This is a genomic window from Streptomyces sp. NPDC007025, assembly GCF_042869455.1.
Lineage (GTDB): Bacteria > Actinomycetota > Actinomycetes > Streptomycetales > Streptomycetaceae > Streptomyces.
In genome coordinates this window covers 124,440-150,203 of record NZ_JBIAFT010000007.1, presented here as the reverse complement: position 1 = coordinate 150,203, position 25,764 = coordinate 124,440, and the positions used below count along the sequence as shown (strand labels likewise).

Below are 25,764 nucleotides of genomic sequence, written 5' to 3'. Positions count from 1 at the left end.
GCTGGCCGTATGACGACGGATACGGAAGGTCAGGCCGCAGCGAGCGGCCCGGCGGGTGCCGCGGCGGACGCTGCGGCAGGCGCGTCCCAGGTGGAGCTGGCCTCGGCCGATGCGCTCAGCTACGAGCAGGCGCGGGCCGAGCTGGTCGAGGTCGTGCAGCGGCTGGAATCCGGCGGCTCGACCCTGGAGGAGTCGCTGGCGCTGTGGGAGCGCGGCGAGGAGCTCGCGGGTATCTGCCGCGCCTGGCTGGAAGGGGCGCGGGCCCGGCTGGACGCGGTGCTGGAAGAAGAAGAGGAGGAAGAGGAAGAAGACGGGGACGCGGAGGAGGACGAGCGGTGAGCCCCCGGCGGTGAAAGGGGCCACAGAGCGCTCGGCAGGGGCGCGGCCCGGAAGCAGAACCGACGCCGAGGGCCGGACCTGACCGGCACCCGAGGCGGCCCCGCACCCGCCGACGGCCCACCGACAGGAGCCCATCGGCGGCAGCCCACCGGCAGTATTGTTCAAGCTTTAACTAGTGTTGGTTACACTTGTCTCTGCACCCCGAACGTCGTACGCAAAGGCAAGGCACCACCCCATGGCACTCGCCCTCGACCCCGCAGCCCAGGACCTCCTCTTCCGTGAGGCCCGCACCGCCAACACCTTCACGGACGAACCGGTCACCGAGGAGGAGGTCCAGGCGATCTACGACCTGGTGAAGTACGGCCCCACGGCCTTCAACCAGTCGCCGCTGCGCCTCACCCTGCTGCGCTCCTCCGAGTCCCGCGAGCGGCTGCTGGCGCACATGGCCGAGGGCAACGTGCCCAAGACCCGCAAGGCGCCGCTGACCGTTGTCCTCTCCTACGACCTGGACTTCCACGAGCGGCTGCCCGAGCTCTTCCCGCACGCCCCGCACATCAAGGACGCGGTGTTCGCGGAGGAGAGCACGCGGGAGAGCGCGGGTGCCCTCAATGCCGCGCTCCAGGCCGGATACTTCATCCTCGGCGTGCGTTCCGCGGGGCTGGCCGTCGGCCCGATGACCGGCTTCGACCACGACGGCGTCGAGAAGGAGTTCTTCGGCGACGGCCGGCAGCGCGTCCTGCTGGTCGCCAACATCGGGAAGCCGGGCCCCGACGCGTTCGCGCCGCGCTCGCCCCGGCTCTCCTACGACGACGTGGTGACCTCTCTTTGAGCCACCGTCCCGTGCGGCGCCGCCCTGTGCGGCACCGCGTCCGGCGCTGAGCACCGCTCCGTGCTCGGCGTCCCCTGAACCGCCCCCCGCGCATACCCCCCCTCGCGCGGGGGGCTTCCCTTTCCCGCCGCGCCGGGGCGACGCCGGCGGTCCGCCGGGCAGCCGGACGACGCGGGCCCACCAGGCGCACCGCGCCTGGTGCTATCCGGCCTGCTCGGCGGAGGACGCCGGGGACGGGCTGTCGGCGGGTCTGTGCGACTCGGCGCGGAGCGCCCCGGCCAGCTCGCCCAGCTGCTGGAAGCTCGCCGTACCCGTGACCACCGTCACCGACGTGCCGTCCTCGGCGGTACGCACCAGCGCGTCGTACTTGGGGCCGCGGTAGCGGGTCCACTCCGCGCCCGCGACGCGCTGCTTCTTCGCCGTCTTCTCCGCGCCCTGGGTGACGTCCTCGACGAACCGCGCGGACCGCTCCTCGTCGCTCTGCTCGACGGCGGCGTACTCGTTGTCCGGCGTCATGAAGCCCAGGTGCCAGGCCGACCCCAGCGGGCTGTCCGCCTTGTAGCGGACAGAGGTGGCGCGCCACTGGTCGGACAGTCCGTGCGGCGCGGCGACCGGGTACGGCGCCGCGCGCCGTGCGGACGCCAGCTCGACCCGGTAGCCGATGGCCTTGACCGGGTCCTTCTTGTCGTCGTGCGGAACGAACAGGTAGACGACCCCGGCGGCGAGAATGATCACAACCAGCGAGATGACCATGTCGCGCACGGCCTGTGCGCCGCGTTTCTTGTCTGCTGCCACGCCCCCATCGTCCCTTATGCCGGTCGGCGGCCCGCGCGAGGGTGCACGCAGCGAACGCACCGGGCGGAGCACCCGGCCGACGGCCGCGAGCACACCCCATCCCGGCCGCTCATCCGTGGGCGCCCCTGCTCAGTCTGTGGCGTACGGGTAAAATCCTGCCCACCCTCGCCGAATCGGCACAGCTCACGTCGCCGCAGTGGCCGTCCAGAGTCGCCGTACAGAAAGGTGTGTTCCGATGACCGAACACCACCACCTGCCCTCCCCGCTCGAAGTCAGCCCGGAGGCACCTGACCGCAACCTGGCACTGGAGTTGGTGCGGGTCACCGAGGCGGGGGCGATGGCGTCGGGTCGCTGGGTCGGCAAGGGCGACAAGAACGGTGCGGACGGTGCGGCCGTCAAGGCGATGCGCACGCTCGTCTCCACGGTCTCCATGAACGGCGTGGTGGTGATCGGTGAGGGCGAGAAGGACGAGGCCCCGATGCTCTACAACGGGGAGCGCGTCGGCGACGGCACCGGCGCCGAGTGCGATGTGGCCGTCGACCCGGTCGACGGCACGACGCTCACCGCCAAGGGCATGGGCAACGCGGTCTCGGTGCTGGCCGTGGCCGAGCGGGGCTCGATGTTCGACCCGAGCGCGGTCTTCTACATGGACAAGCTGGTCACCGGGCCCGAGGCGGCGGAGTTCGTGGACATCACCGCGCCGCCCGCGGTGAACATCCGCCGGATCGCCAAGGCCAAGGGCTGCGGCGTGGAGGACGTGACCGTCGTCGTGCTCGACCGGCCGCGGCACGAGGGCCTGGTCAAGGAGATCCGCGAGGCGGGCGCCCGGATCAAGTTCATCTCGGACGGCGACGTGGCGGGTGCCGTGATGACGGTGCGCGAGGAGACCGGCGTCGACCTGCTGCTCGGGGTCGGCGGCACCCCGGAGGGCATCATCGCGGCCTGCGCGATCAAGTGCCTCGGCGGGACGATACAGGGCAAACTGTGGCCCAAGGACGACGAGGAGCGGCAGCGCGCTCTCGACGCGGGGCACGATCTGGACCAGGTGCTGCTCACCGACGACCTGGTCAGCGGTGAGAACGTGTTCTTCGTCGCCACCGGTATCACCGACGGCGACCTGCTGCGGGGTGTGCACTACCGGGGCGAGCGCGCCTACACCCAGTCGCTGGTGATGCGGTCGAAGTCGGGCACCATCCGCCAGATCGACTCCGTGCACCGGCTCTCGAAGCTGCGCGCCTACAGCGCCGTCGACTTCGACCGCGCCCGCTGAGGACTGCCCCGGGCCCGGACCGCCGACGTGGCGCGGCGCGGGGAACACGGGTCACCGGGTGACGCGCCCGCGCCTGTGCCCGCTCGCAGGAAGCCGGGAGCGGGCGCCCGGGGAACCGCACCCGCGGACGACCGGACGGCGGCCGGCCCTCCACCCGGCGCCGGACAGCGGCAGGCACCTGCCGCGGCACCCGGAACCGGCAGCCCCGCCCAGGGTCAGCCTCCGGAAGGAACCCCTCTCCAGCAGCGGAGAGGGGCAACGGGGCGAGACTCGGGGTCGGCGTCGGGGTCGGTCGGGGTCGTGGCCGGATCGGTGCAGCTAGGCGATGCGGGACGCCGGCTGCCCCGTGGCGGCGGGCTTCGTCGCGCGGCGGCGGCGGGAGAGGACGACGCGGCGCTCCGCGGCGGTGAGGCCGCCCCAGACGCCGTACGGCTCGGGCATCACCAGGGCGTGCTCGCGGCACTCGACCAGGACGGGGCAGCCCGAGCAGACGCGCTTGGCGGCCTGTTCACGCGAGAGCCGGGCGGCGGTGGGCTCCTTGGAGGGGGCGAAGAAGAGACCCGCCTCGTCCCGGCGGCAGACGGCGTCAGCGTGCCAGGGGCCCGCTTGGTCGTCTCGCTCAGGCGTTCGCTGTGCGGGGACGGTGGCGGCGGCCTGCAGGGACTGATGCGGCGTGTGCAGCACGGTCTGCTCCTGACGCGACGACGGAGGTTTGTTTCCCCTTCACCCGTCTTGCGGCGTACGGCAGTCCGCGGCTCCCCCGCGGGCCCCTCGGGACCGGCTCGCAAACTCTCGCCGTACGCAAGACGATGCCCGAGCCCTACCCGCTGTACGTGCCGGTATGCATTGCGTGTCGTCTGATACGCGCCCCAGCGTGCGCTCCCCGGCGCACGTTGGCCGCCCCATGCGCCCCGTCCGTTCAGAGCTCCTTGCGCAGCCGGTCGCGCAGGTTCTGGATGAGGCGGCCGCGCTTCGGCTTGGCGTCCACGCCGCCGAAAATCGCCACTCCCTCGACCAGTACGGTCGGCGCGTCCGGATCCGCGGAGTCGTTGACGCGGACGTCGAAACCGCCGAAGATCCCGGCCCCCTTCTGCTGAAGGGTGACGTTCTCCGGGACCCGGATCTCGATTCCCCCGAAGATCGCAGTGGCGTTGATCTGCACGTGCGGGTGCTCGAACAGCGCCTCGGTGAGGTCGATCTCGATCCCGCCGAAGCAGGCGAAGGCGTTGATCTTCCGCGGGACCCGCCAGCGCCCCTTGCGCCCGGCGCCGCTGAAGACGGCGACCAGGTTCTCCTTGGAGCAGTTGCCGGGCGCGGACGGGATGGAGGTGTGGGAGGCCGAGAAGTTCGCGAACGCGGTGCCGTAGGACCGCTGGCCGCCCCCGTGCGTCCCCGCGCCGCCGGGCTCCCCACCGGAGGCGCCCGAGTGGCCCGCGGGGAGATCGCGCACGAGAGGCTCCAGTTCGCCCATCGTCTTGGCCCCGTAGACCGCCTCGATCCGCTCGCCGTGCTCCTCCGCGTCCAGCCGGCCCTCCGCGAGGGCCTCGCGGAGGATGTCCGCGACCCGGTCCCGGTCGGCGTCCGAGGCGCGCACCCCGCCGGGCTCCACAGCGGGGGCCGGCGCCGGGGCCGCCGCCGCGGCGGGCTCCGGGGAGCGCGCGGCCGACTGCTGCTTCTGGAGCGAGGTGCGGGAAGAGTCTTCAGTCACAGGGGCAGCGTACCCAGACGCGATAGATCGCGACTACCCCCGCAGCGACTCCTTGCACCCGGGTTCTACGCTGTGAGACGCGCTCCCATCGTCGAGAGCCGTAAGTGTGAGAGGAAGAGTCCCCGTATGTCTGCCAGCTCCCGACCGGCCAGCCCGGAGTTCTCCTACACGGATCTGCTCCCCGCCGGCGCGGACCCCACGCCGTACCGCCTGATCACCAGCGAGGGCGTGAGCACTTTCGAAGCGGACGGGCGGACCTTCCTCAAGGTGGAGCCGGAGGCGCTGCGCGAGCTGGCGGCCGAGGCCGTCCACGACATCCAGCACTACCTGCGCCCCGAGCACCTCGCGCAGCTCCGCCGCATCCTGGACGACCCCGAGGCCAGCGCCAACGACCGGTTCGTCGCGCTGGACCTGCTCAAGAACGCCAACATCGCGGCGGCCGGGGTGCTGCCCATGTGCCAGGACACCGGCACGGCGATCGTGATGGGCAAGCGCGGCCAGCAGGTGCTGACGGCGGGCGGCGACGAGGAGGCCCTCTCGCGCGGCATCCACGACGCCTACACCCGGCTCAACCTGCGCTACTCGCAGATGGCTCCGCTCACCATGTGGGAGGAGAAGAACACCGGCACCAACCTCCCGGCCCAGATCGAGCTGTACGCGACGGACGGCGACGCCTACAAGTTCCTGTTCATGGCCAAGGGCGGCGGCAGCGCCAACAAGTCCTTCCTCTACCAGGAGACGAAGGCCGTGCTCAACGAGGCGAGCATGATGAAGTTCCTGGAGGAGAAGATCCGTTCGCTGGGCACGGCCGCCTGCCCGCCGTACCATCTGGCGATCGTCGTCGGCGGCACCAGCGCCGAGTACGCGCTCAAGACCGCCAAGTACGCCTCCGCGCACTACCTGGACGAGCTTCCGGACGCCGGTTCGCCCGCCGGGCACGGCTTCCGGGACAAGGAGCTGGAGGAGAAGGTCTTCGAGCTCACGCAGCAGATCGGCATCGGCGCGCAGTTCGGCGGCAAGTACTTCTGCCACGACGTGCGCGTGGTGCGGCTGCCCCGGCACGGCGCCTCCTGCCCGGTCGCCATCGCGGTCTCCTGCTCGGCCGACCGCCAGGCCAAGGCGAAGATCACCCCCGAGGGCGTGTTCCTGGAGCAGCTGGAGACCGACCCGGCGCGCTTCCTGCCGGAGACGACGGACTCCGAGCTGACCGAGGGCGCGGGCGCCGACCTCGACGCGGTGCGGATCGACCTGGCGCGCCCCATGGACGAGATCCTGGCCGAGCTGACCAAGCACCCGGTCCGCACCCGGCTGTCGCTGACCGGCACGCTGGTCGTCGCCCGCGACATCGCGCACGCGAAGATCAAGGAGCGGCTGGACGCGGGCGAGGAGATGCCGCAGTACCTCAAGGACCACCCCGTCTACTACGCGGGCCCGGCCAAGACCCCCGAGGGCTACGCCTCCGGTTCCTTCGGCCCCACCACGGCCGGACGGATGGACGCCTACGTCGAGCAGTTCCAGGCCGCGGGCGGCTCGAGGGTGATGCTGGCCAAGGGCAACCGCAGCAAGCAGGTCACCGACGCGTGCGCGGAGCACGGCGGCTTCTACCTCGGCTCCATCGGCGGTCCGGCCGCCCGGCTCGCCCAGGACTGCATCAAGAAGGTCGAGGTCCTGGAGTACGAGGAGCTGGGCATGGAGGCGGTCTGGCGGATCGAGGTGGAGAACTTCCCGGCGTTCATCGTCGTCGACGACAAGGGGAACGACTTCTTCGCCGATCCCGCACCCGAGCAGCCGTTCGTCACCTCCATCCCGGTGCGCTCCGGGTCCTGAGACCTCGTCCGGGGCGCGGCGACACCCGGCCGCGCCCCGGGCCCGGCACCCGGCAGGGCCCGGGGTCAGCGCCTCACAGCTCCTGGACCGTCCGCCCCAGCAGGCAGAACTCGTTGCCCTCCGGGTCGGCGAGCACCGTCCAGGTGACGTCCGGTGACTGGCCGACGTCCACCCGGGTGGCGCCCAGCTCCAGCAGGCGCCCCAGCTCCTCCTCGGTGGTGCTGCCGTCGGCCCGCAGGTCCAGGTGGAGGCGGTTCTTGAGCGTCTTGCGCTCCGGGACGGGGAAGATGTCGATGCCCGGCGCAGCCGGGTCCGCCGGGCCGATGGTAATACCGCCCTCGGCCTCCTCCCTGATCCGCCAGTCCAGCACCCGGCACCAGAAGTCGGCCACGACCCGGGGTTCCAGAGCGTCGATGCACAGCACCGAGATACGACTCGTCATGCCCGGACCCTAGCCAGGAATGCGGCCGGGATGCGAGATGCTGAGGAGTGCTGAGGACCAGGGAGGTGTGCACACGATGACCGACAGCACAGACAGCGCCGAGTACCGCGTCGAGCACGACTCGATGGGAGAGGTGCGGGTCCCCGCGGACGCCAAGTGGCGTGCGCAGACGCAGCGCGCCGTGGAGAACTTCCCCGTCAGCGGGCAGCGGCTGGAGCGGGCTCACATCCAGGCCCTGGCCCGCGTCAAGGCGGCGGCCGCGGTGGTCAACGCCCGGCTCGGGGTGCTGGACGAGGAGCGGGCCGAGGCGGTACGGGCCGCGGCCGAGGAGGTCGCCGGGGGCCGCTGGGACGACCACTTCCCGGTCGACGTGTTCCAGACCGGTTCGGGCACCTCCTCGAACATGAACATGAACGAGGTACTGGCGACCCTGGCGACCGAGCGGCTGGCCGCCGCGGGTTCCCAGGCCGCCTCCGTGCATCCGAACGACCATGTCAACGCCAGCCAGTCGTCGAACGACGTGTTCCCCTCGTCCATCCACATCGCCGCGACCGCGGCGGTGACGGCCGATCTGGTCCCGGCGCTGGAGCATCTGGCAGGCTCGCTGGAGGGGAAGGCAGGGGAGTTCGCCGACGTGGTCAAGTCGGGGCGCACCCACCTGATGGACGCCACCCCGGTGACGCTGGGCCAGGAGTTCGGCGGCTACGCGGCACAGCTGCGGTACGGCGTCGAACGGTTGCGGGCCGCACTCCCCCGACTGGCCGAACTCCCGCTCGGCGGCACGGCCGTGGGGACCGGGATCAACACCCCGCCGGGCTTCGCGGCCGCCGTCATCGAGGAGGTGGCCGGGGCCACCGGGCTGCCGCTGACCGAGGCACGGAACCACTTCGAGGCGCAGGGCGCGCGGGACGCGCTGGTGGAGACCTCCGGGCAGCTACGGACGGTCGCCGTGGGGCTGACCAAGATCTGCAACGATCTGCGCTGGATGGCCTCGGGACCGCGCACCGGCCTGGCCGAGATCGCGCTGCCCGACCTGCAGCCCGGCTCGTCGATCATGCCGGGCAAGGTCAACCCGGTCGTGCCGGAGGCGGTGCTGATGGTGGCGGCTCAGGTCACGGGGAACGACGCGACGGTGGCGACGGCCGGGGCCGCGGGCAATTTCGAGCTGAACGTGATGCTGCCCGTGATGGCCAAGAACCTGCTGGAGTCGATCCGGCTGCTGTCCAACGCCGCACGGCTGCTGGCCGACCGCACGGTGGACGGCATCACCGCGAACACCCGCCGTGCGCGGGAGTTCGCCGAGTCCTCGCCCTCGGTCGTCACCCCGCTGAACCGGTACATCGGCTACGAGAACGCGGCGGCGGTGGCCAAGCGGGCCCTGGCCGAGGAGTGCACCATCCGCGAGGCGGTGCTGGCCGCCGGCCATGTGGAGCGCGGGGAGCTGACGCTGGAGCAACTGGACGCCGCGCTGGACGTGCTGGAGATGACGCACCCCTGAGCCGGGGCGGGCCGGCCCGGAACAGCGCCCGGCGCGCTGCGGCACAGCTCACGGCGGTCCGACGGGCCGCACATCTAAGATCCCGTCATGACAGCGGAACAGACGGCGCACCGGCAGCGGTGGCCCACGGGCACTCGGATCCTGTGGCGGTACCGCGCCAACGGCGCCACGCACCCCCACATCTGCCGTCCTGTCACCGTCGTCCGGGACACGGCGGAGCTGCTGGCGGTCTGGCTGGCACCCGGCACGCGGTGCGTACGGCCCGAGATGGCGGACGGCACGCCCGTGCACCACGAGCCGCTGGCCACTCGCTACACCAAGCCGCGCAGGGCCGCCTTCACCCCCTGGTTCGGTACGGGGGTGCTGAAGCTGGCGCGTCCGGGTGAGCCGTGGTCGGTGTGGCTCTTCTGGGCGGACGGCTGGCGGTTCAAGAACTTCTACGTCAACCTCGAGGAGCCGCTGCTGCGCTGGCCGGGCGGGGTGGACTCCGAGGACCACTTCCTGGACCTGGAGGTGAGCCCGGACGGCAGCTGGGAGTGGCGGGACGAGGACGAGTTCGCCGAGGCGCAGCGCGCCGGGCTGCTGGACGCGGCGCAGGCCGGGCGGATCCGCGCGGCGGGGCGGCGCGCGGTCGAGGCGGTGCGATCCTGGGGCTCGCCGTTCGCGGACGGCTGGGAGCACTGGCGGCCCGATCCGGCCTGGCCGGTGCCGCAGCTGCCGGAGGACTGGGACCGGCCGCCGCGGGGCGCGTCCGGGTACCGGGCTCCCGGTGCCCCTTGATGCGCCCCCATACTGCAAACGTAGGATCAACGTCCGTAAACAGTACCGCTGCACAACAACTCCTCTCACCCCCCGGGGACTTGACCGGCAGCCAGGAAGGAGCCCAGCCGTGAGCAGCTCTGCGGGTTTCGGGGCCGGCGGGACCTCCGGGGAAGACTTCGGGGCATATGACGGATTCGCCCGGATGAGCATCGACAGATCCGGGCAGCCCGAGGCGTTCGACGCCATAGGGGACCGCTACGACGAGGCCTTTCCGCACAAGGACGGCCAGCTCGACAGCGGGGCCTGGCTGGCGGACCAGTTGCCGCCCGCCTCCCGGGTGCTGGACGTGGGCTGCGGCACCGGTCTGCCGACGGCACGCCAGCTCACCGACGCGGGACACTCGGTCGTCGGGATCGATCTGTCGTCCTCGATGCTGAAGCTGTGCCGGGACAACGTGCCCGAGAGCGAGTGCCACAAGCTGGACGTGGCAGCGCTGGAGTCCTCGGGCCTGGGCCCGTTCGACGGCGTCGCCGCCTTCTTCTCGCTGCTGATGCTGCCCCGCGAGGAGATCCCGTTCGCGCTGCGCGCCCTGCACCGGCAACTGCGCGGCGAGGGCCCGCTGGTGCTGGGGATGGTGGAGGCGGACGTGAACGATTTCGCCATCCCGTTCCTGGGCAACTCGATCCGGGTATCCGGCTATCTGCGGGACGAACTGCGCCGGGTGGTCCAGGACGCGGGATTCGATGTCGTGGGAGAGGACGCACGCGCGTACGCTCCTGCGAGCACGGACGTACCTCCCGAGATTCAGCTTTTCTTGCAGTGCCGACGACGCCCATAGACCGCGAGCACCCAGCGCAGGGCGTGCGCCGACGCGCAGCCCCGGATGGATGGAAACCGAACGCGTGACGGAGCACGAGAAACCTGCGGTGAACAGCACCACCGATCCGACGCACCCCGCACCGTCGGGGGACGCCCCCACCGGCGGGGGAAAGCCGGCGCGGCGGGAGCGCGAGGGCGCCCCGCCGGGACCGCGACCGCACCCGCCGCAGCCCGGCGACGCCGCCGAACGGGCCGTCACCGAGCCTGCTGCGGAGGACGACGCGCTCAGCGAACGGTCCGAGCGGGAGCGCCGCGGCGGCGACCGGCTGCGGTTCGTCGGCGCGGCGACGCGGCGCATCGCGCGCGGGGTGGACCTGGACGAGACGGTGCTGGGCCTGTGCCGCGCCAGTGTGCCGGCGTACTCGGACGCGATCCTCGTCTATCTGCGCGATCCGCTGCCGGTCGGCGACGAGCGGCCCACCGGCCCGTTCGTGCTGCGGCTGCGGCGCAGCGACCGGATCCCGGAGGACCCGCTGTCGGCGCAGGCGCTGCAGGCCGCACAGGTGTCGGCGGGCCTGACGGCACCCGAGGCCGCCGGGCATCCGGCCGACGTCGGATACCAGGGCCGGGCCGCGGCGGAGGCGTCCGGCCTGTCCCTGGGCATGGCGGCGGGCATGGCGGCGGGCGCGGCGGGCACCGCGGCGGCGCAGCTCGCCGAGGTCCGTGCGGGCGGCCCGCTGGCCGAGGTGCTGCGCGGGGTGCGGCCGGTCTTCGCCGACTCCCCCGCGGCGAGCGCCGCGCTGCCCGAACTGCTCGGCCCGGAGCGCGAGGTGCCCGGCGGGCACCGGGCGATCCTGGCACCGCTGCGGGGCCGCCGCCGGGTGATCGGCGCCGCGGTCTTCCTGCGCCGCCCGGACCGGCCCGCCTTCGAGCCGGACGATCTGCTGATCGCCGCGCAGCTGGCCACCCATACGGCGCTCGGCGTGGACAAGGCGGTGCTCTACGGGCGGGAGGCGTACATCGCCGACGAGCTCCAGCGCACCATGCTGCCGGACGAGCTCCCGCAGCCGACCGGGGTGACCCTGGCCAGCCGTTATCTGCCCGCCGCGGAGACGGCGCGGGTGGGCGGCGACTGGTACGACGCCATTCCGCTTCCCGGCTCGCGGGTGGCGCTGGTGGTCGGTGACGTGATGGGCCACTCGATGACCTCCGCGGCGATCATGGGCCAGTTGCGGACGACGGCGCAGACCCTGGCCGGGCTCGACCTGCCGCCCCAGGAGGTGCTGCACCATCTGGACGAGCAGGCCCAGCGGCTCGGCAGCGACCGCATGGCGACCTGCCTGTACGCCGTCTACGACCCGGTCGCGCACCGCATCGTGGTCGCCAACGCGGGCCATCCGCCGCCGGTGCTGCTGCACCGCAGCGGACGGGCCGAGGTGCTGCGGATACCGGCGGGCGCGCCGATCGGCGTGGGCGGCGTCGACTTCGAGGCCGTGGAGCTGGACGCGCCGGCGGGCGCCACGCTGCTCTTCTACACCGACGGGCTCGTCGAGTCGCGGCAGCGCGACGTGTGGACCGGCATCGAGCACCTGCGCGAGAAGCTGGCCGCGACCGCCCGGCTGACCCGGCCCGGCGCCTCGGCCCCGCTGGAGCCGCTGTGCGACGAGGTGCTGGACATCGTCGGCCCGGGCGACCGGGACGACGACATCGCCCTGCTGGCCGCCCGGTTCGACGGCATCGCGCCGAGCGACGTGGCGTACTGGTTCCTCGACCCGCGCGCCCAGACCGCGCGGCAGGCCCGACGGCTGGCCCGCAGGGCGCTGACCCGCTGGGGCCTGGAGGAGCTGTCGGACTCGGTCGAGCTGCTGGTGAGCGAGATCGTCACGAACGCGGTGCGCTACGCCGAACGCCCCATCACGCTGCGGCTGCTGCGCACCGACGTACTGCGCTGCGAGGTGGGCGACGACGTACCGCAGTTGCCCCGGCTGCGGCAGGCCCGCGCCACCGACGAGGGCGGACGCGGCCTGTATCTGGTCAACCGGCTGGCCCGGCGGTGGGGCGCCACCCGGCTGTCCACCGGCAAGGTGGTCTGGTTCGAACTCCCGGTCCCGGACGCCGGACCGGACCCTGAACCGGAGCTGTGAGGTACGGCGGCCGGGTCCTCGGAGTGCCGGTGGCCCTGACATGGCGCGGCCCCGGGTGCGCCGCCGGGCGGGCGGGCGCATCCGGGGCCGGACGCGGGTGTCACCGCGAGAGCGCGGGGCTCAGCCCGCGAGCTGCTCCTCGGCGTCCAGGGTGGCGCCGACCGCCTGGAGGACGGCCGCGATCTTGAAGGCTTCCTGGATCGTCTCGCGGTCCACGCCGGCCTTGCGCAGCACCTGCTCGTGCGAGTCGAGGCACTGGCCGCAGCCGTTGATCGCGGAGACGGCGAGCGACCACAGCTCGAAGTCCGCCTTCTCGACACCGGGGTTGCCGATGACGTTCATCCGCAGCCCGGCACGGAGCGTGCCGTACTCCGGGTCCGACAGCAGGTGCCGGGTGCGGTAGAAGACGTTGTTCATCGCCATGACGGCGGCGGCCGACTTGGCGGCGGTGTACGCCTCCTCGCTCAGGTTCTCCCTGGCCTCCGGCTCCAGCGCGCGCAGCACGATCCCGGAGCGGGACGCGATGGCGCAGGAGAGGACGGTGCCCCAGAGCTGCTGCTTGGGCAGCTCCGAGTTGCCTATGACGGAGCCGAGGTTGAGCTTGAGGTCCTTCGCGTAACCGGGAAGGGCCGACTTCAGGTCGTCGAGAGCCATGGCTTGTCACTCACCGGCCAGCAGCGCGACCGGGTCGAGGGTGTCCTCGCCCTGGGTCCAGTTGCAGGGGCACAGCTCGTCGGTCTGCAGCGCGTCGAGGACCCGCAGGACCTCCTTGGGGTTGCGGCCGACGGAGCCCGCGGTCACCATCGTGAACTGGATCTCGTTGTTCTGGTCCACGATGAAGACGGCGCGCTGCGCGAAGCCGTCCTCGCCCTCGATGCCGAGCGCGCGCATCAGCTCGTGCTTGGAGTCGGCCATCATCGGGAACGGCAGGTCGGTCAGGTCCGGGTGGTCCTTGCGCCAGGCGTGGTGGACGAACTCCGAGTCACCGGAGAAGCCGAGGACCTGCGCGTCCCGGTCGGCGAACTCCTCGTTCAGCTTGCCGAAGGCGGCGATCTCCGTCGGGCAGACGAAGGTGAAGTCCTTCGGCCAAGCGAAGACGACCTTCCACTTGCCCTCGTAGGTCTTGTGGTTGATGTCCTCGAACTCCTTGCCCTTCTCCAGGGAGACGCAGGCAGTCAGCTCGAACTCAGGAAACTTGTCACCGACGGTGAGCACGTACACACTCCTTGTACTTGCGACCAGGATGCCCGGATTACGAGCATTCCTGGAGGTTGGTCGCAACCACCTAACCACACCCGCCATTGATCGCGGAAATCGGCATGTGCGTGCCCGTTGATCGCCTCTGCCTATCAGAGTCCGGCTGCCCCGAGAGCCGGCCGCCCGCACGACGGCGGCGCACCGAGCGAGTGCCCTGGAGGCGGTGCCCGGGAGGCGGTCCCCGCCCGTCGGGTGTCCGGCCGGACGGGGGCGCGCACCACGCGTGCGGCGTCAGCGCTCGGCGTGCTTGAGCTCACTGACGAACGCGGACCAGGCGGCGGTCGGGAAGCTCAACGGCGCCCGGCTGGTGTCCTTGCTGTCCCGGACGGGAACGTTCCCGGCGGTGGCGAGCTGCGGCGCCCACTCGACGCACTGCCCGCCGTTCCCGCTGCTGTAGGTGCTCTTGACCCACTGAATGTCAGCCATTTCGATGGTCCTCGCTGATCTCTTGGATGAATGAGACCGACTCGTCCGGCCCCAACGCACGTGCCCGGATGAGGTCGAACAGATCCATGCACTCCGTTACGAAGTCCTGAGCATCGTACGACCGGCCACCGACCGGGAACTCTGAGTAGGCGGACCAACCGCCGCTGCGGAGCAGCGTGAACGGTGTGGTGCACGGATACGCGCCTGCCCTGTACGGAAGCGCTTGAAGTGTGACGCGAGGGTGCTCTGCCAACCGTGCCAGGTACCCGAGCTGCTCCTGCATGAGAGCCGGCCCTCCCACCGGCGTCCGGAGACAGCTCTCGGTCAGGACCACCCACAGCAGCGGAGGCGTCGGACGATCGAGGAGCGCCTTGCGGTCCAGCCTGGCCGCCAGGGACGGAGTGGTGTCCTCGCCCTTCGCCGCCAGTGGTCCGGCGCGGAAGACGGCTCGGGCATACGCCTCGGTCTGGAGGATGCCCATCGGGAAGACGGGGCTGTAGTCCAGGATCCTGTCGGCCTTCGCCTCCAGTTCCACGTACGGCGCGAACCACTCGGGCACGCGCTCGCCGTACAGGATGCGGCGAAGCTGTTCGGAGAACAGATCACCGGTACCGAACGCGAGATCGCATCCGGCGGCGAATTTCTCCGAAGGTGACTTCTTACCGGCCTCCACTCTGCTCACATAGCCCTCGCTGTAGCCAGTGGCGTTGCCCAGTTGTTTCTGCGTCAGTCTGCGCGCGAGCCGGACTCTCTTCACGTCTGCGCCGAATCCCTGAGTGGCGATGGCGGCAGGCAAGTCCTCCGCGCGACAATTCTGCTGCCCCACGTCTGATCAGCCCCTTTGTGCGGCGTAACGCCCGTGATACCCACACCCCCGTCTTGCCCTGCGTGGGGCAAGTCGTGCCAGATTAACGCGAGTTGTGTTGTCCTCACCACAGAGTCCGAAGAAAGGACGCAGGTGATGGAGCTACAAGTCGGGATCACCGTCCGGGTCCTCGGCGTGGAGGACGACCGGTTGATGAAACTCATGGCCGTGGAAGACGTGCCGGACTCCGCGGACGGCCCGTATCGGCGGAGATTCGAGCGGACGGCGTTCGTACGCCCGTTGACCGGCGGTGCCGAGCGCGGCTTCCCGGTGGAGGCCGTGGAGGCCGTCTGCGCTCACCCCCGGCTGGACCGGCGCGGGGACGGCACCTACTGCACGGGCTGCGAGGCGCTCATCTACGCCTCCGGCGCTTCGTAGTGGTGTTCGACGTGGGCGACGTTCCGGGAGAGGCGTTTTCTCCCCCTCCGCTCGTCAACGGATGCATGTGGTGCGAGAACGCCTCGTCCACCTACGCGGGGTATGCGCGCATGCCGAACTGCTCCCGACGGGACGAACTGTTGTTCTGGGCGATGCGGCAGTGGCGCTCCCATTTCGAGTACGCACACCCGGATGTGGCCGAATGAAGGAAGGTGACTGGAATTGAAGCGCATTCTTCGGATTCTGATGGCGTATGCCGGACCGATCATGATCGTGACCGTGAGTGGGGCGTGCGGCTTCGTACTGGGGCTGTGTCCGGGACGGATGTGAGCCCCTTGTGACACCACCCCGCGGGAAGCGGGCTCCGGGCCGGATTCCGGGCCGGGGACCGGGGTGCGGAATTGATTACGGGGGTGGATACAGTTGGTCCGGTTGATTGGAGTGAGTTATCAGTGACCGGTCCCAGCGTCCCCGCGCAGCAGCCCCGCATCCCGGCCCGGACCACGGCCCCGAAGCCGGACCGGAGCCCGGCGGCGGCCACGCGCGCGGCGCGCGCCCGCCAGCCCAGCCTGGCGCAGCTTCGGGCCTTCGCCGCCGTCGCGGAGCATCTGCACTTCCGGGAGGCGGCCGCCGCGCTCGGGATGAGCCAGCCGGCACTGTCCGGGGCGGTCGCGGCGCTGGAGGAGACGCTCGGGGTGCAGCTGCTGGAGCGGACCACCCGGAAGGTGCTGCTCTCGCCCGCGGGTGAGCGGATGGCCGCCCGGACCCGGTCGGTGCTGCACGCGGTGGGGGAGCTGATGGAGGAGGCCGAGGCCGCGCAGGCGCCCTTCACCGGGGTGCTGCGGCTGGGGGTGATCCCGACGGTGGCTCCTTACCTGCTGCCCACGGTGCTGGGGCTGGTGCACCGGCGCTATCCGGATCTGGACCTCCAGGTCCACGAGGAGCAGACCGCCTCGCTGCTGGAGGGGCTCGGGCAGGGGCGGCTGGACCTGCTGCTGTGCGCGGTGCCGCTCGGGGCGTCGTGGGTGCGCGAGATACCGCTCTTCGACGAGGACTTCGTACTGGTCACCCCGGACGGGCACCCGGTTGCAGGGCGGACCGATCTGCCGCGCTCGATGCTGCGCGAACTGGATCTGCTGCTGCTCGACGAGGGCCACTGCCTACGGGACCAGGCTCTCGACATCTGCCGTGAGGCGGGCCGCACGGAGGGGGCGAGTGTGACCACCAGCGCGGCGGGGCTCTCCACGCTGGTGCAGCTGGTGGCGGGCGGCATGGGCGTGACGCTGCTGCCGCACACGGCGGTGCGGGTGGAGGCCGGACGGAACCCGTCCCTGGCCACGGCGCACTTCGCCGACCCCGCGCCGGCCCGGCGGATCGCGCTGGCGATGCGGGAGGGCGCCGCCCGCGAGGAGGAGTTCCGCGCGTTCGGCGACGCCCTGCGCGCGGCCCTGCGCTCCCTGCCGGTACGGCTCGCGCTGCCGTAGCGCCCGGGCGCGGCGCCTGCCGGGGCCCCTGCCGTTCGGCCACGGTCGACGCACCGCGGTCAGGACGGCCGGCGCAGCCCGGCGACGAGAATCTCGACCAGTCGGCGGGCGTCGTAGCGGGGGTCGCTCTCGGCGCCGATGCAGAGGTTCCCGATGCCGCGCATCAGGTGGTACGCGTCGAGGTCGGAGCGGATCTCGCCGGACGCGGCGGCGGCGTCGAGGAGTTCGGTGCACACCGGCAGGAGGCGTTCGAGGAAGTAGGCGTGCAGCGTCTCGAAGCCGGCACTGTCCCCCTGCATCGCGGCGGCCAGGCCGTGTTTGGTGACCAGGAAGTCGACGAAGAGGCCGACCCACCGCTCCAGCGCCGCACGGGGTGTCGGGCTGTCGGCCAGCAGCGCCGGTCCGGCCTCGGCGCAGGCGTCGACCTGGTGCCGGTAGACGGCGATGACCAGGTCCGCGCGGGTGGGGAAGTGGCGGTAGACGGTGCCCACCCCGACTCCGGCCTCGGCGGCGATGTCGCGGACCGGTGCATCCACGCCCGAGGCGACGAAGACCGCCGCGGCCGCGTCCAGCAGGGCCCGCTGGTTGCGCCGGACGTCCTTGCGCCTGGCCCCGGCCCCTTCGGCGTCGGTCGGTCCCTGACTGGCGTCGCTCACCGCGCGCTCCTCCCACAACCGGTCTTGCAAAACGGAACAGCGTTCCGTATCGTGTTTCGCGGAACAAAGTTCCGTTTCATTCATCATCGCAGAACCCGGCACCCGCCGACCAGGCCGCCTTCGCGCGCACGCCACCTCCCGGAAGCACCGGGAGCAGGAGCGCACGACCACCGGCCCCCGGAACCGGCACGGCCGCAGCCGAGAACCGCCCCCGCTCCCCCACCGGCACACGCCGCGACGCCACCGTCGCAGGCCCCGCCGGTCCCGAGCGATGCCCCTGAACGGAAGGCACCCCATGTCCGACTCGAACACCCCGACCGACCCGGCGAACACGACACCGCCGACGACGGTGGTCTCCGCCAAGCCGGTGGTCCTGGCAGCGCACGGTGGGCGGGGCGTGGACCTCCAGGTCCGCGTGTCCGCCCCCGCGACCGGCACCGACCTACCCGTCGTCGTCTTCTCGCACGGTTTCGGCTGGTCGATGAACGGCTACGCACCGCTGGCGGACCACTGGGCCGCCCAGGGCTTCGTGGTCGTCCAGCCCACCCACCTGGACTCCCGGACGCTCGGCATCCCCGCCGAGGACCCCCGTACGCCGCGGATCTGGCGGCTGCGCATCGAGGACGTCACCCGGGTGCTGGACGCGCTCGACGTCGTGGCAGCCGCCGTACCGGGCCTCGCCGGACGCGTGGACCGCGAACGGATCGCCGTGGCGGGCCACTCCTGGGGAGCCCAGACGGTCAGCACACTGCTGGGCGCGCGCGTCCTCGACGCGGACGGCGTGCCCGGCGAGGACCTGTCCGACCCCCGGGTCACGGCGGGGGTGCTGCTCGCCCTGACCGGCCTGGGCGACGACCTGACCCCCTTCGCCGTCGAGCACCTGCCCTTCATGAGGCCGTCCTTCGACACCATGACCGCACCGGCCCTGATCGTCGCCGGGGACCGGGACCAGTCCCACCTGTCCACGCGCGGGCCGGACTGGTTCACCGACCCCTACACCTACAGCCCGAGCCCCAAGCACCTGCTCACGCTGTTCGGCGCGGAGCACTCGCTCGGCGGGATCCCCGGGTACGAGGTCGCCGAGACGACCGACGAGAGCCCCGCACGTGTCGCTCTGATCCAGCAGCTCAGCACCGCCTTCCTGCACGACGCCCTCTCCCCCGGCGGCGCCGGTGCCGCGGACTGGAAGAAGGCCGTCGCCGCGCTCGACGGAGCCGCCGAGCCGCTCGGGACGCTGCGAAGCAAGTGAAACCCCGAAACCGTCCGTATCACTCCAGAAGGGACGCGTGATGATTCTCGTCACCGGCGGCCTGGGCTTCATCGGATCGCACACCGTGCGCGCACTGCTCGACCAGGGCGAGGACTGCGTCGTGGTCCGGCGCGGCGCCCGCCCACTCCCGCCCGTACTCGACGCGGCACAGGTGACGGTCGAGCAGGCGGACGTCACCGATCTCGACGCGCTCCTCGCGCTCGGCCGCCGCCACCACATCACCGGCATCGTGCACCTGGCCGGGTCCTACCCCTGGCCGCCCGTCCCCGGAGCGCCCGTCGCAGCGGCCCGCAGCGCGCTCGGCGGGCTGCTGAACGTCTTCCACGCGGCGCACGAGTGGGAGGTGCGGCGGCTGGGCATCGCCAGCACGATCGGCGTCTACTCCGGCCTCGACACCGACGGGCCGCTGCACGAGGACGCGCCGCTGCCGATGAGCGCCGGCGCCGTCCCGATCCCGGCGTTCAAGAAGATCGGCGAACTGCTGGGCGGACACTTCGCCGAGACCACCGGACTCGACGTCGTCGACTACCGCATCTCCGGCACCTGGGGCCCGTTGGGCCACGCCGATCCGTTCTTCGCCGCGCCGGCCCTGGTGCACGCCGCCGCGCGCGGCACAGCACCGGACCTCTCCCACCAACTGGGTCCGGCCTTCGCCGAGCACGGGCTCGACCTCACCTATGTGAAGGACACCGGCCGGGCGATCGCCCTGCTCCAGACCGCGGAGCGGCTCGACCACCGCACGTACAACGTCGGATCGGGCCGGGCCACGACCAACGCGCAGGTGGCCGAAGCGCTCCGGAAAGCCGTCCCCGATGCCCGCCTCGACCTGCCCACCGGCGGCGACCCGCGGCACATGGTCCTCGACATCGGCCGGCTCCGGGCGGACACCGGCTACACGCCCGAGTACGACACCGAACGGGCCGCCGCGGACTATCTCGCGTGGCTGCGCGCGGGCAACCCGCGCTGAGCCCGGGGCACGGCCACACGGGGGGCCGGCCGGACGGTGGCGGGCGGAGCGCCCGACGCGCCGAGTGCTGCTCGCGACGGGCTTCCGGGCCGGCCGGGGCGTTCCTCGGCTCATCCCGAGTTGGGCGGGCGGCCTCGGCGCGGATGGGGGCGGGCCTCCTTGGGCAGGCGGCCCGCCTCCTTGAGGGCGCGGCGCAGCAGATAGTCGATCTGCGCATTGGTGGAGCGCAGTTCGTCGGCCGCCCAGCGGGCGAGCGCGTCGTGCATCACGGGGTCCAGCCGCAGCAGCACCTGCTTGCGCCGCTGCGGCCCGGACCTGCCCTTGGTCCCTTCCGGCGCGGGCGGCTGCTCGGCAGCCGCCCGCTCGGACTCCGGACCGGTGCCCGTGTCCGCCTCGGGGGCGCCGTCGCCGGGGCCCCCGCCGTCGGCCGTCACTGGTAGAGCGAGCCCGCGTTCAGCACCGGCTGCGGGGACCGGTCGCCGCACAGCACCACCAGCAGGTTGCTGACCATGCTGGCCCGGCGCTCCTCGTCCAGTTCGACGAAGTCCTGCGCCGTGATCCGGGCGAGCGCGTCCTCGACCATGCCGCAGGCGCCCTCCACGATCTGCTTGCGGGCCGCGACGACGGCACCCGCCTGCTGCCGCTGGAGCATGGCGGAGGCGATCTCGGGCGCGTAGGCGAGGTGGGTGAAGCGGGACTCGACGACGGACACCCCGGCCGCCCGCACCCGGGCGGTCAGCTCCGCGGCCAGCTTCTCCGTGATCTCCTCGGCGTTGCCGCGCAGGGAGAGGCCGCCCTCCTCCAGGGCGTCGTACGGGTACTCGATGGCGATGTGGCGGACGGCCGCCTCGGTCTGGGTGGAGACGAACTCCGCGTAGTCGTCCACCGAGAGGGTGGCCTGCGCGGTGTCCCGGACCTGCCAGACGACGACCGCGGCGAGTTCGATCGGGTTGCCGTAGGCGTCGTTGACCTTGAGGACCGCCGTCTCGTGGTTGCGGACCCGGGTGGAGATCTTGGTGCGGGTGGTCAGCGGGTTGACCCAGCGCAGTCCGTCGGCGCGGACGGTGCCGGTGTAGCGGCCGAAGAGCTGGACGACGCGGGCCTCGCCGGGCGCCACCATGTTCAGTCCCGCCATGCCGAAGACCGAGCCGATCGTCAGCACCACGCCGAGCACGATCAGCACCCCGCCGCCCGCGGCGCTGTTCCCGGCGGCGAGGCCGCTTCCGACGACGAGTGCGCCGACGCCGAGCAGGAAGCCGATCAGGCCGAGCAGCAGCGCGAGGCCGCCGGACAGGCTGGCCGCCGCCGTCTCCTTCACCTCGGGTGCGGGCATCTCCGGTGTGTCGGCCGGCTGGTCACTGGTCATCGTGCTCCCCCGTTAGGTCGTGCGGGCGGGTGCCGCCATCCACCGCGGCACCCCTATCAAAGTGATAACACATTAACCCCCGGGAGCCAGGGCCGCCAGCCCGGGTCGGCGGCCGAGCGGACCCGGGCACCGACTGCGGGTCAGTCGCACACCTGCGAACGCAGGGCGTCGAGCCGGGCGGCGGCCGTCTCCAGCCAGCGCAGATCGGCCTCCAGATGGAAGAGCGCGTGGTCGCAGATCAGCTGGTCGGCGAGGTCGCCGCCGGTCTTGCGGCGGGTCAGTTCGCGCATCAGCCGCAGATGTTCGGCGCGCTGGGTGTCCAGCAGCGCGGCGCCGTCCCGGCCCGTCAGCAGCGCGAGCACGAGCTTGGTGTAGAGCGTGCTGTGCAGATAGGGCTCCGGCTTCTCCGGCGTGGCCAGCCACTCCTGCACATCGGTGACCCCGGCGTCCGTGATCGCGTAGCGCTTGCGCTCGGGGCCCTCGCCGGGCTCCCTGCCCTCGACCTCCACCAGCCCGTTCTTCAGCAGCCGCGACATGGTCGAGTAGACCTGCCCGTAGTGCAGGGGCTTGTCCTGCCCGAACCTCTCGTCGAAGGCCCGCTTGAGGTCGTATCCGTGGCGGGGTCCGGTTTCCAGCAAGCCGAGCAGCGTGTGACCGATGGACATGGCGGAACTCTACACCACGTGTATACACATCGTGTATACACGCTCCCGCGGCTTTCCGCAGCGCGCCTCCCCGGATCTCCACATTGCGTCCCCCGCCTCTCCCCCGAACCCTCCCGGACTCTCCCCCGGACCCGCCCGACCGCGGGCCGCGCGCGCCCGAGCAACCCGGCGCCCGCCCTTTGCGTCAGCGCATCGGGGCCCCGAAGCCGGGGTCGGGACCGTGGGCGGACAGCGAGCGGGAAGCAGGCGATGGGACAGGCAGCGGACGACCGGATCGCGGAACCACCGCATGCGGACCGGCACACGGCCGACCCGCCCGCCGCGTCCGACACTCCGTCCGGCACCTCGTCCGACGTTCCGTCCGACACCGCCGACGAACGCGCCTCCCGTGCAGGAACCGCCGAGCCGTCGGCGCCGCACCCCGGCACCACCGGGCGGCCCGGCCGCATCCCGCCACCCCGTACCGTGCGCCTGCCACGGCCCCGCTTCGGGCCACCGCGCGGACTCCGGCCCTCCGACGAGGCCACCGAATCGGCCGACGGCGACCGGCCCCCGGAAGCGGACCCACCGCGGCAGCGGGGCGCGCTCCTGCTGCGCACCCTGCGCGGCCCGGCACTCGCCTTCCTCCGGCATCCCTACTGGGAACCCGCCGACCCGGCCTACGTCCTGCGGCGCTGGCCCGGACTGACCGCGCTGTGCTGCGCGACGCTGTTCTTCTGGCTGTCGCTGACGCCCTCCCTGGTACCCCGGCCCTGGCTCTTGCAGGGGGTGATCGGCGGGATCACGGCCGCCATCGGCTACGCGATCGGCGGCCTGCTGGAGTGGCTGCTGCGGCTCGCGCTGGGGCCGCTGTACCGCCGCCACCGCAGCCGGCTGCACCGCCTGCTGCCGGGGCAACCGGGGCCGCACTGGCGGGCCCGGGCCTGGCTCGGCTACTACCTGCTCAGCACCGGCCTCACCGTCGCGGCGCTCTCCCTCAGCGCCGACGCACAGCGGGAGCTGCGTCGGCTCCAGGAGATGCCCGCGACACTGACCTGGCACTCCCTGATGATCGCCCTGCTGGCCATGGCGATCTGCGGCACCCTGGTGGCGCTCGGCCGGGCCGTGCGGCTGGGCACCCGCATCCTGATCCGGCTGCTGGGCCGGTTCGTGCCGCGCCCGCTGGCCATCGGCGTGGGACTGCTGGTCAGCGCCACCGTCGTGGTTTTCGGAACCCGCGACGTCGTCTTCGACCGCGGCATCATCGACGTCGCGGCGCGGCTGGCCGAGAAGACCGACAGCAGCACGAAGGACGGCATCGTGCAGCCGGCCGCACCGCAGGTCTCCGGCAGCCCCGGTTCGCTGGTGCGCTGGGACGAGCTGGGCTACGAGGGGCGCAACTTCACCGGCTCCTCGCTCTCGCCGCATCGGATCACGACCGTCACCGGCAAGCCCGCCGTGCAGCCGATCCGGGTCTACATCGGCCAGGAGTCGGCACCGACCTTCACGTCCCGCGCGAAGCTGGCGGTACGGGAGCTGGAGCGCACCGGCGCCTTCGACCGGGAGGTGCTGGCCATCGCCGGCACCACCGGCCGGGGCTGGGTCAACTCCACGGACGCCGAACCGCTGGAGTACATGCACGGCGGGAACACCGCGATCGTCGCCGTGCAGTACTCCTACCTGCCCAGCTGGGCGTCGTTCCTGGTGGACAAAGAGCAGGCGGGACGGGCCACCCGGGCCCTGGTCGAGGCGGTCCGCGCCCGCTGGCTGCGGATACCGGCCCAGGAGCGCCCGAAACTCGTCGTCTTCGGCGAGTCCCTCGGCGCCTACGGCATCGAGGCCTCGTTCGACGGCCCCGACGACATGCTGTCCAAGGTGGACGGCGCGCTGCTGGCCGGTTCCCCCAACTTCTCCCCCATCCGCCGCGAGCTGACCGCGCACCGCGACCCGGGCAGCCCGATCTGGCGGCCCGAGTACGAGCAGGGGCGGCACTTCCGCTTCGCGCAGTGGCCGCGCAAGGACCTCGCACGGCCGGGCCCGGAATCGGAGTGGCAGGGCCCGCGCGTCGTCTATCTGCAGAACGCCTCGGACGCGATCGTGTGGTGGTCGCCCGGTCTCGCGCTCGAACCGCCCCGGTGGCTGCGCGCCCCACTGGGCCCGGACATCACCGACGAGGTCACCTGGTTCCCGCTGGTCACCTTCTGGCAGACGACGGTGGACATGGCCGTCTCCTACGGCGTCGGCGCCCCGCACGGGCACCGCTACGGCAACGGCTCGGTGGAGGGCTGGGCGGCGGTCGCACCCGCCGCGGGCTGGACGGAGCAGGACACCGCGCAACTGCGCCGGTTCATGGACCAGCGGGAAGCCCCCTACTGACCCGGCACCCCGGCACCCCGGCACCCCGGCCACGGGGGCCACGGGCTTCCCGGGCGCACGGCGCCGCCGGCCGCCGGTGAGCACCCGCGGCCGCGGACCGGATGCTCCTCGTCACTCCTGGGTGCCGCCGTTGCCGGACGGCGGCGGCTGCTCCGGGCCGGGAGCGGTGGACCCGCTCCCGGCGGCCTGCGCGGGTTGCGGGGCGGCCTCGCGCAGCCGGCCGAGGGTCTGCTCCTGCGCGTAGCCCTTGAGGTAGCCGACGACGGTGTTGATGACGGCGACCAGCGGAACCGCCACGACGGCGCCGGGGATACCGGCGATCAGGCTGCCGCCGGTCACGCCGAGGACCACCGCCAGCGGGTGGACGCGCACCAGCCGGCCGAGGATGAAGGGCTGCAGGATGTGGCTCTCGATCTGCTGCACGGCCAGCACGACGGCCAGCGCCAGCAGCGCCGTGACGATGCCGTCGGTCACCAGCGCGACGACCACGGCGAGCGCGCCGGAGACCACCGCACCGATGATCGGGATGAAGGCGAAGAGGAAGATGAAGACGGCGAGCGGCACCGCCATCGGGACGTTGAGCAGATACAGCCCGATCCCGATGAAGATCGCGTCGATCAGCGCGACTATCACCGTCCCGCGGACATAGCCGGTGAGCGTGGCCCAGGCGCGCGGACCGGCTCCCGCCACCCCCTCGCGGGCGGCCGCGGGGACGAACTTGAGCGACCACTCCCAGATACGGCGGCCGTCGTAGAGCAGGAAGAGGGTCACGAACATCGCCAGCAGGGCACCGGAGAGGAACTCCAGGATGACGGTGACGCCCTCGATGCCCGCGGAGGTCAGCTCCTTGCTGTTGTCGCCGATCCAGTCGCTGAGGTTCTGCGCGATCTCGTTGATCTGGTCCTCGGAGACATGGAACGGGCCGTTCAGCGCCCAGTTCTTCAGCTCCTGGATACCGTCCTGCACCTTGTCGGTGAGGGTGTCCAGGTTCTCCATCACCTGCCACACCACGAACCAGCCGACCAGGCCCATGACGACGAAGCCGCCGATGAAGGTGATGGCGGTGGCCAGCCCGCGGCCCAGCCCGATCCGCCGCAGCCGGGCGACGGTGGGCTGCAGCAGCGCGGTGATCAGCAGACCGGCGGAGAAGGCGATGATCACCAGGCTTATCGTGCTGACGACCTTCATCAGCACCCAGATGACCCCGGCCAGCACCAGCAGCCGCCAGCCCGCCTCGGCGGCGACCCGCACCCCCCACGGCACGGCGGCGGACGGCTCCGGCTTGGCCGCTATGGCGGGCGCGTACTGCGGGGGCGGCGGCACATAGGCGCTCTCGTTCCCCGCGTCGTCGGCCTCCGCCTCGGCCTGGGCCCGGCCCGCCTCGGTGTTGGAGAGCTCCGGGTCGACGCCGTCGGGCCGGTGCGCGGTACCCGAGCCGCGCTCCGCTTCGGCACGCCGCTCGGCGGCCTTCGCGGCCCAGCGGCCCACGGCCACCCTGAGCCTGTCCATCCTGCTGGTCATTCCGCTTCCTCCGCCCCCGGGGCCAGTGGCTTCGCCGTGTGAGGGACGACGTTACCCGTGCCGATGGTTGCTTCGGGAACCAGATCCCGCCCGGCCGACGGCCCGCCGCGGGGCCACGCGG

Annotated in this window: 26 protein-coding genes; 13 read left to right on the top strand and 13 right to left on the bottom strand. The window is 72.1% G+C overall.

The window, feature by feature from the left end:
* Nucleotides 1-9: 9 nt before the first annotated feature.
* Complete coding sequence (locus ACFYMO_RS15690; RefSeq protein ID WP_366773091.1) at nt 10-339, top strand: exodeoxyribonuclease VII small subunit; 330 nt, start codon at nt 10-12, stop codon at nt 337-339.
* A 235-nt stretch (nt 340-574) separates the two neighbouring features.
* Nucleotides 575-1,168 (top strand): malonic semialdehyde reductase, encoded by a 594-nt coding sequence (locus ACFYMO_RS15685; RefSeq protein WP_388546772.1) that lies wholly within the window; start codon nt 575-577, stop codon nt 1,166-1,168.
* Between the two features lie 201 nt (nt 1,169-1,369).
* On the opposite strand, the gene ACFYMO_RS15680 is transcribed toward ACFYMO_RS15685, so the two are convergent.
* The gene (locus tag ACFYMO_RS15680) at nt 1,370-1,963 is read right to left on the bottom strand and encodes a DUF4245 domain-containing protein (protein WP_388546769.1); all 594 of its coding nucleotides are present in this window, start codon (nt 1,961-1,963) and stop codon (nt 1,370-1,372) included.
* 235 nt (nt 1,964-2,198) lie between these two features.
* On the opposite strand from ACFYMO_RS15680, the gene glpX reads away from it, so the two are divergent.
* Nucleotides 2,199-3,233 (top strand): class II fructose-bisphosphatase, encoded by a 1,035-nt coding sequence (gene glpX, locus ACFYMO_RS15675; protein WP_019355303.1) that lies wholly within the window; start codon nt 2,199-2,201, stop codon nt 3,231-3,233.
* A 318-nt stretch (nt 3,234-3,551) separates the two neighbouring features.
* Here glpX and ACFYMO_RS15670 read toward each other — a convergent pair whose 3' ends face one another.
* Together ACFYMO_RS15670 and ACFYMO_RS15665 are read right to left on the bottom strand one after the other, a co-directional pair.
* On the bottom strand, nt 3,552-3,917 hold the full coding sequence (locus ACFYMO_RS15670; RefSeq protein ID WP_366773094.1) for a WhiB family transcriptional regulator: 366 nt from the start codon (nt 3,915-3,917) through the stop codon (nt 3,552-3,554).
* 235 nt (nt 3,918-4,152) lie between these two features.
* Nucleotides 4,153-4,941, bottom strand: coding sequence for a DUF1707 domain-containing protein (locus ACFYMO_RS15665; protein WP_388546766.1), 789 nt, complete (start codon nt 4,939-4,941; stop codon nt 4,153-4,155).
* A 126-nt stretch (nt 4,942-5,067) separates the two neighbouring features.
* Here ACFYMO_RS15665 and ACFYMO_RS15660 point away from each other — a divergent pair, with 126 nt between their 5' ends.
* Nucleotides 5,068-6,768: a fumarate hydratase gene (locus ACFYMO_RS15660; protein ID WP_366773096.1), complete on the top strand. Its 1,701-nt coding sequence runs from the start codon at nt 5,068-5,070 to the stop codon at nt 6,766-6,768.
* A gap of 73 nt (nt 6,769-6,841) precedes the next feature.
* Here ACFYMO_RS15660 and ACFYMO_RS15655 read toward each other — a convergent pair whose 3' ends face one another.
* Entirely contained in the window at nt 6,842-7,210 is a 369-nt protein-coding gene (locus tag ACFYMO_RS15655) for a VOC family protein (protein ID WP_366773097.1), read from the bottom strand.
* 76 nt (nt 7,211-7,286) lie between these two features.
* On the opposite strand from ACFYMO_RS15655, the gene ACFYMO_RS15650 reads away from it, so the two are divergent.
* From ACFYMO_RS15650 to ACFYMO_RS15635, 4 genes are all read left to right on the top strand, one after another.
* The gene (locus tag ACFYMO_RS15650; RefSeq protein WP_366773098.1) at nt 7,287-8,708 is read left to right on the top strand and encodes a class II fumarate hydratase; all 1,422 of its coding nucleotides are present in this window, start codon (nt 7,287-7,289) and stop codon (nt 8,706-8,708) included.
* 87 nt (nt 8,709-8,795) lie between these two features.
* The gene (locus tag ACFYMO_RS15645; protein ID WP_366773099.1) at nt 8,796-9,488 is read left to right on the top strand and encodes a DUF402 domain-containing protein; all 693 of its coding nucleotides are present in this window, start codon (nt 8,796-8,798) and stop codon (nt 9,486-9,488) included.
* A gap of 184 nt (nt 9,489-9,672) precedes the next feature.
* Entirely contained in the window at nt 9,673-10,308 is a 636-nt protein-coding gene (locus ACFYMO_RS15640) for a class I SAM-dependent DNA methyltransferase (RefSeq protein WP_388546761.1), read from the top strand.
* Nucleotides 10,309-10,357: 49 nt separating this feature from the next.
* Nucleotides 10,358-12,433: a SpoIIE family protein phosphatase gene (locus ACFYMO_RS15635; RefSeq protein WP_366773101.1), complete on the top strand. Its 2,076-nt coding sequence runs from the start codon at nt 10,358-10,360 to the stop codon at nt 12,431-12,433.
* 120 nt (nt 12,434-12,553) lie between these two features.
* Here ACFYMO_RS15635 and ACFYMO_RS15630 read toward each other — a convergent pair whose 3' ends face one another.
* The 4 genes from ACFYMO_RS15630 to ACFYMO_RS15615 all read right to left on the bottom strand — a co-directional run bounded on the left by ACFYMO_RS15630 (nt 12,554) and on the right by ACFYMO_RS15615 (nt 14,942).
* Entirely contained in the window at nt 12,554-13,087 is a 534-nt protein-coding gene (locus ACFYMO_RS15630) for an alkyl hydroperoxide reductase (RefSeq protein ID WP_069992918.1), read from the bottom strand.
* 6 nt (nt 13,088-13,093) lie between these two features.
* Nucleotides 13,094-13,648 carry a peroxiredoxin gene (locus ACFYMO_RS15625; protein ID WP_366773102.1) on the bottom strand — a complete coding sequence of 185 codons (555 nt, stop codon included), beginning with the start codon at nt 13,646-13,648 and terminating at the stop codon, nt 13,094-13,096.
* A gap of 273 nt (nt 13,649-13,921) precedes the next feature.
* On the bottom strand, nt 13,922-14,116 hold the full coding sequence (locus ACFYMO_RS15620) for a DUF397 domain-containing protein (RefSeq protein WP_019357619.1): 195 nt from the start codon (nt 14,114-14,116) through the stop codon (nt 13,922-13,924).
* Nucleotides 14,109-14,942 (bottom strand): helix-turn-helix transcriptional regulator, encoded by an 834-nt coding sequence (locus tag ACFYMO_RS15615; RefSeq protein WP_366773103.1) that lies wholly within the window; start codon nt 14,940-14,942, stop codon nt 14,109-14,111. Before ACFYMO_RS15615 ends, ACFYMO_RS15620 begins: the two co-directional genes overlap by 8 nt.
* Nucleotides 14,943-15,077: 135 nt before the next feature.
* Between ACFYMO_RS15615 and ACFYMO_RS15610 the strand changes: the two genes are divergently transcribed.
* A complete protein-coding gene (locus ACFYMO_RS15610; RefSeq protein ID WP_366773104.1) occupies nt 15,078-15,359 on the top strand; it encodes a hypothetical protein in 282 nt (93 codons plus the stop codon).
* Between the two features lie 452 nt (nt 15,360-15,811).
* Complete coding sequence (locus ACFYMO_RS15605) at nt 15,812-16,843, top strand: LysR substrate-binding domain-containing protein (RefSeq protein WP_388546755.1); 1,032 nt, start codon at nt 15,812-15,814, stop codon at nt 16,841-16,843.
* A 59-nt stretch (nt 16,844-16,902) separates the two neighbouring features.
* Here the strand turns inward: ACFYMO_RS15605 and ACFYMO_RS15600 are convergent, their stop codons facing one another.
* Nucleotides 16,903-17,499: a TetR/AcrR family transcriptional regulator gene (locus tag ACFYMO_RS15600; RefSeq protein WP_366773106.1), complete on the bottom strand. Its 597-nt coding sequence runs from the start codon at nt 17,497-17,499 to the stop codon at nt 16,903-16,905.
* A 295-nt stretch (nt 17,500-17,794) separates the two neighbouring features.
* Between ACFYMO_RS15600 and ACFYMO_RS15595 the strand changes: the two genes are divergently transcribed.
* Nucleotides 17,795-18,748: a chlorophyllase gene (locus ACFYMO_RS15595; RefSeq protein WP_366773107.1), complete on the top strand. Its 954-nt coding sequence runs from the start codon at nt 17,795-17,797 to the stop codon at nt 18,746-18,748.
* A gap of 40 nt (nt 18,749-18,788) precedes the next feature.
* Nucleotides 18,789-19,736, top strand: a complete 948-nt coding sequence (locus tag ACFYMO_RS15590; protein WP_388546751.1) for an NAD-dependent epimerase/dehydratase family protein — start codon at nt 18,789-18,791, stop codon at nt 19,734-19,736.
* Between the two features lie 110 nt (nt 19,737-19,846).
* On the opposite strand, the gene ACFYMO_RS15585 is transcribed toward ACFYMO_RS15590, so the two are convergent.
* The 3 genes from ACFYMO_RS15585 to ACFYMO_RS15575 form a co-directional block, all read right to left on the bottom strand.
* A complete protein-coding gene (locus ACFYMO_RS15585; protein WP_388547008.1) occupies nt 19,847-20,026 on the bottom strand; it encodes a hypothetical protein in 180 nt (59 codons plus the stop codon).
* A 140-nt stretch (nt 20,027-20,166) separates the two neighbouring features.
* Nucleotides 20,167-21,102, bottom strand: coding sequence for an SPFH domain-containing protein (locus tag ACFYMO_RS15580; RefSeq protein ID WP_388546748.1), 936 nt, complete (start codon nt 21,100-21,102; stop codon nt 20,167-20,169).
* A gap of 140 nt (nt 21,103-21,242) precedes the next feature.
* The gene (locus ACFYMO_RS15575) at nt 21,243-21,767 is read right to left on the bottom strand and encodes a PadR family transcriptional regulator (protein ID WP_019357629.1); all 525 of its coding nucleotides are present in this window, start codon (nt 21,765-21,767) and stop codon (nt 21,243-21,245) included.
* A 249-nt stretch (nt 21,768-22,016) separates the two neighbouring features.
* Between ACFYMO_RS15575 and ACFYMO_RS15570 the strand changes: the two genes are divergently transcribed.
* The gene (locus ACFYMO_RS15570; protein WP_388546744.1) at nt 22,017-24,122 is read left to right on the top strand and encodes an alpha/beta-hydrolase family protein; all 2,106 of its coding nucleotides are present in this window, start codon (nt 22,017-22,019) and stop codon (nt 24,120-24,122) included.
* A 111-nt stretch (nt 24,123-24,233) separates the two neighbouring features.
* Here ACFYMO_RS15570 and ACFYMO_RS15565 read toward each other — a convergent pair whose 3' ends face one another.
* A complete protein-coding gene (locus ACFYMO_RS15565) occupies nt 24,234-25,643 on the bottom strand; it encodes an AI-2E family transporter (protein ID WP_366773113.1) in 1,410 nt (469 codons plus the stop codon).
* Nucleotides 25,644-25,764: the final 121 nt, after the last annotated feature.

Bases quoted from the DNA above. Each gene is read 5' to 3' on its own strand.
- ACFYMO_RS15690 (WP_366773091.1), top strand. From the start codon at position 10: ATGACGACGGATACGGAAGGTCAGGCCGCAGCGAGCGGCCCGGCGGGT.
- ACFYMO_RS15685 (WP_388546772.1), top strand. From the start codon at position 575: ATGGCACTCGCCCTCGACCCCGCAGCCCAGGACCTCCTCTTCCGTGAG.
- glpX (WP_019355303.1), top strand. From the start codon at position 2,199: ATGACCGAACACCACCACCTGCCCTCCCCGCTCGAAGTCAGCCCGGAG.
- ACFYMO_RS15660 (WP_366773096.1), top strand. From the start codon at position 5,068: ATGTCTGCCAGCTCCCGACCGGCCAGCCCGGAGTTCTCCTACACGGAT.
- ACFYMO_RS15655 (WP_366773097.1), bottom strand. From the start codon at position 7,210: ATGACGAGTCGTATCTCGGTGCTGTGCATCGACGCTCTGGAACCCCGG.
- ACFYMO_RS15650 (WP_366773098.1), top strand. From the start codon at position 7,287: ATGACCGACAGCACAGACAGCGCCGAGTACCGCGTCGAGCACGACTCG.
- ACFYMO_RS15645 (WP_366773099.1), top strand. From the start codon at position 8,796: ATGACAGCGGAACAGACGGCGCACCGGCAGCGGTGGCCCACGGGCACT.
- ACFYMO_RS15640 (WP_388546761.1), top strand. From the start codon at position 9,673: ATGAGCATCGACAGATCCGGGCAGCCCGAGGCGTTCGACGCCATAGGG.
- ACFYMO_RS15635 (WP_366773101.1), top strand. From the start codon at position 10,358: ATGGAAACCGAACGCGTGACGGAGCACGAGAAACCTGCGGTGAACAGC.
- ACFYMO_RS15630 (WP_069992918.1), bottom strand. From the start codon at position 13,087: ATGGCTCTCGACGACCTGAAGTCGGCCCTTCCCGGTTACGCGAAGGAC.
- ACFYMO_RS15620 (WP_019357619.1), bottom strand. From the start codon at position 14,116: ATGGCTGACATTCAGTGGGTCAAGAGCACCTACAGCAGCGGGAACGGC.
- ACFYMO_RS15610 (WP_366773104.1), top strand. From the start codon at position 15,078: ATGGAGCTACAAGTCGGGATCACCGTCCGGGTCCTCGGCGTGGAGGAC.
- ACFYMO_RS15595 (WP_366773107.1), top strand. From the start codon at position 17,795: ATGTCCGACTCGAACACCCCGACCGACCCGGCGAACACGACACCGCCG.
- ACFYMO_RS15590 (WP_388546751.1), top strand. From the start codon at position 18,789: ATGATTCTCGTCACCGGCGGCCTGGGCTTCATCGGATCGCACACCGTG.
- ACFYMO_RS15580 (WP_388546748.1), bottom strand. From the start codon at position 21,102: ATGACCAGTGACCAGCCGGCCGACACACCGGAGATGCCCGCACCCGAG.
- ACFYMO_RS15575 (WP_019357629.1), bottom strand. From the start codon at position 21,767: ATGTCCATCGGTCACACGCTGCTCGGCTTGCTGGAAACCGGACCCCGC.
- ACFYMO_RS15570 (WP_388546744.1), top strand. From the start codon at position 22,017: ATGGGACAGGCAGCGGACGACCGGATCGCGGAACCACCGCATGCGGAC.
- ACFYMO_RS15565 (WP_366773113.1), bottom strand. From the start codon at position 25,643: ATGACCAGCAGGATGGACAGGCTCAGGGTGGCCGTGGGCCGCTGGGCC.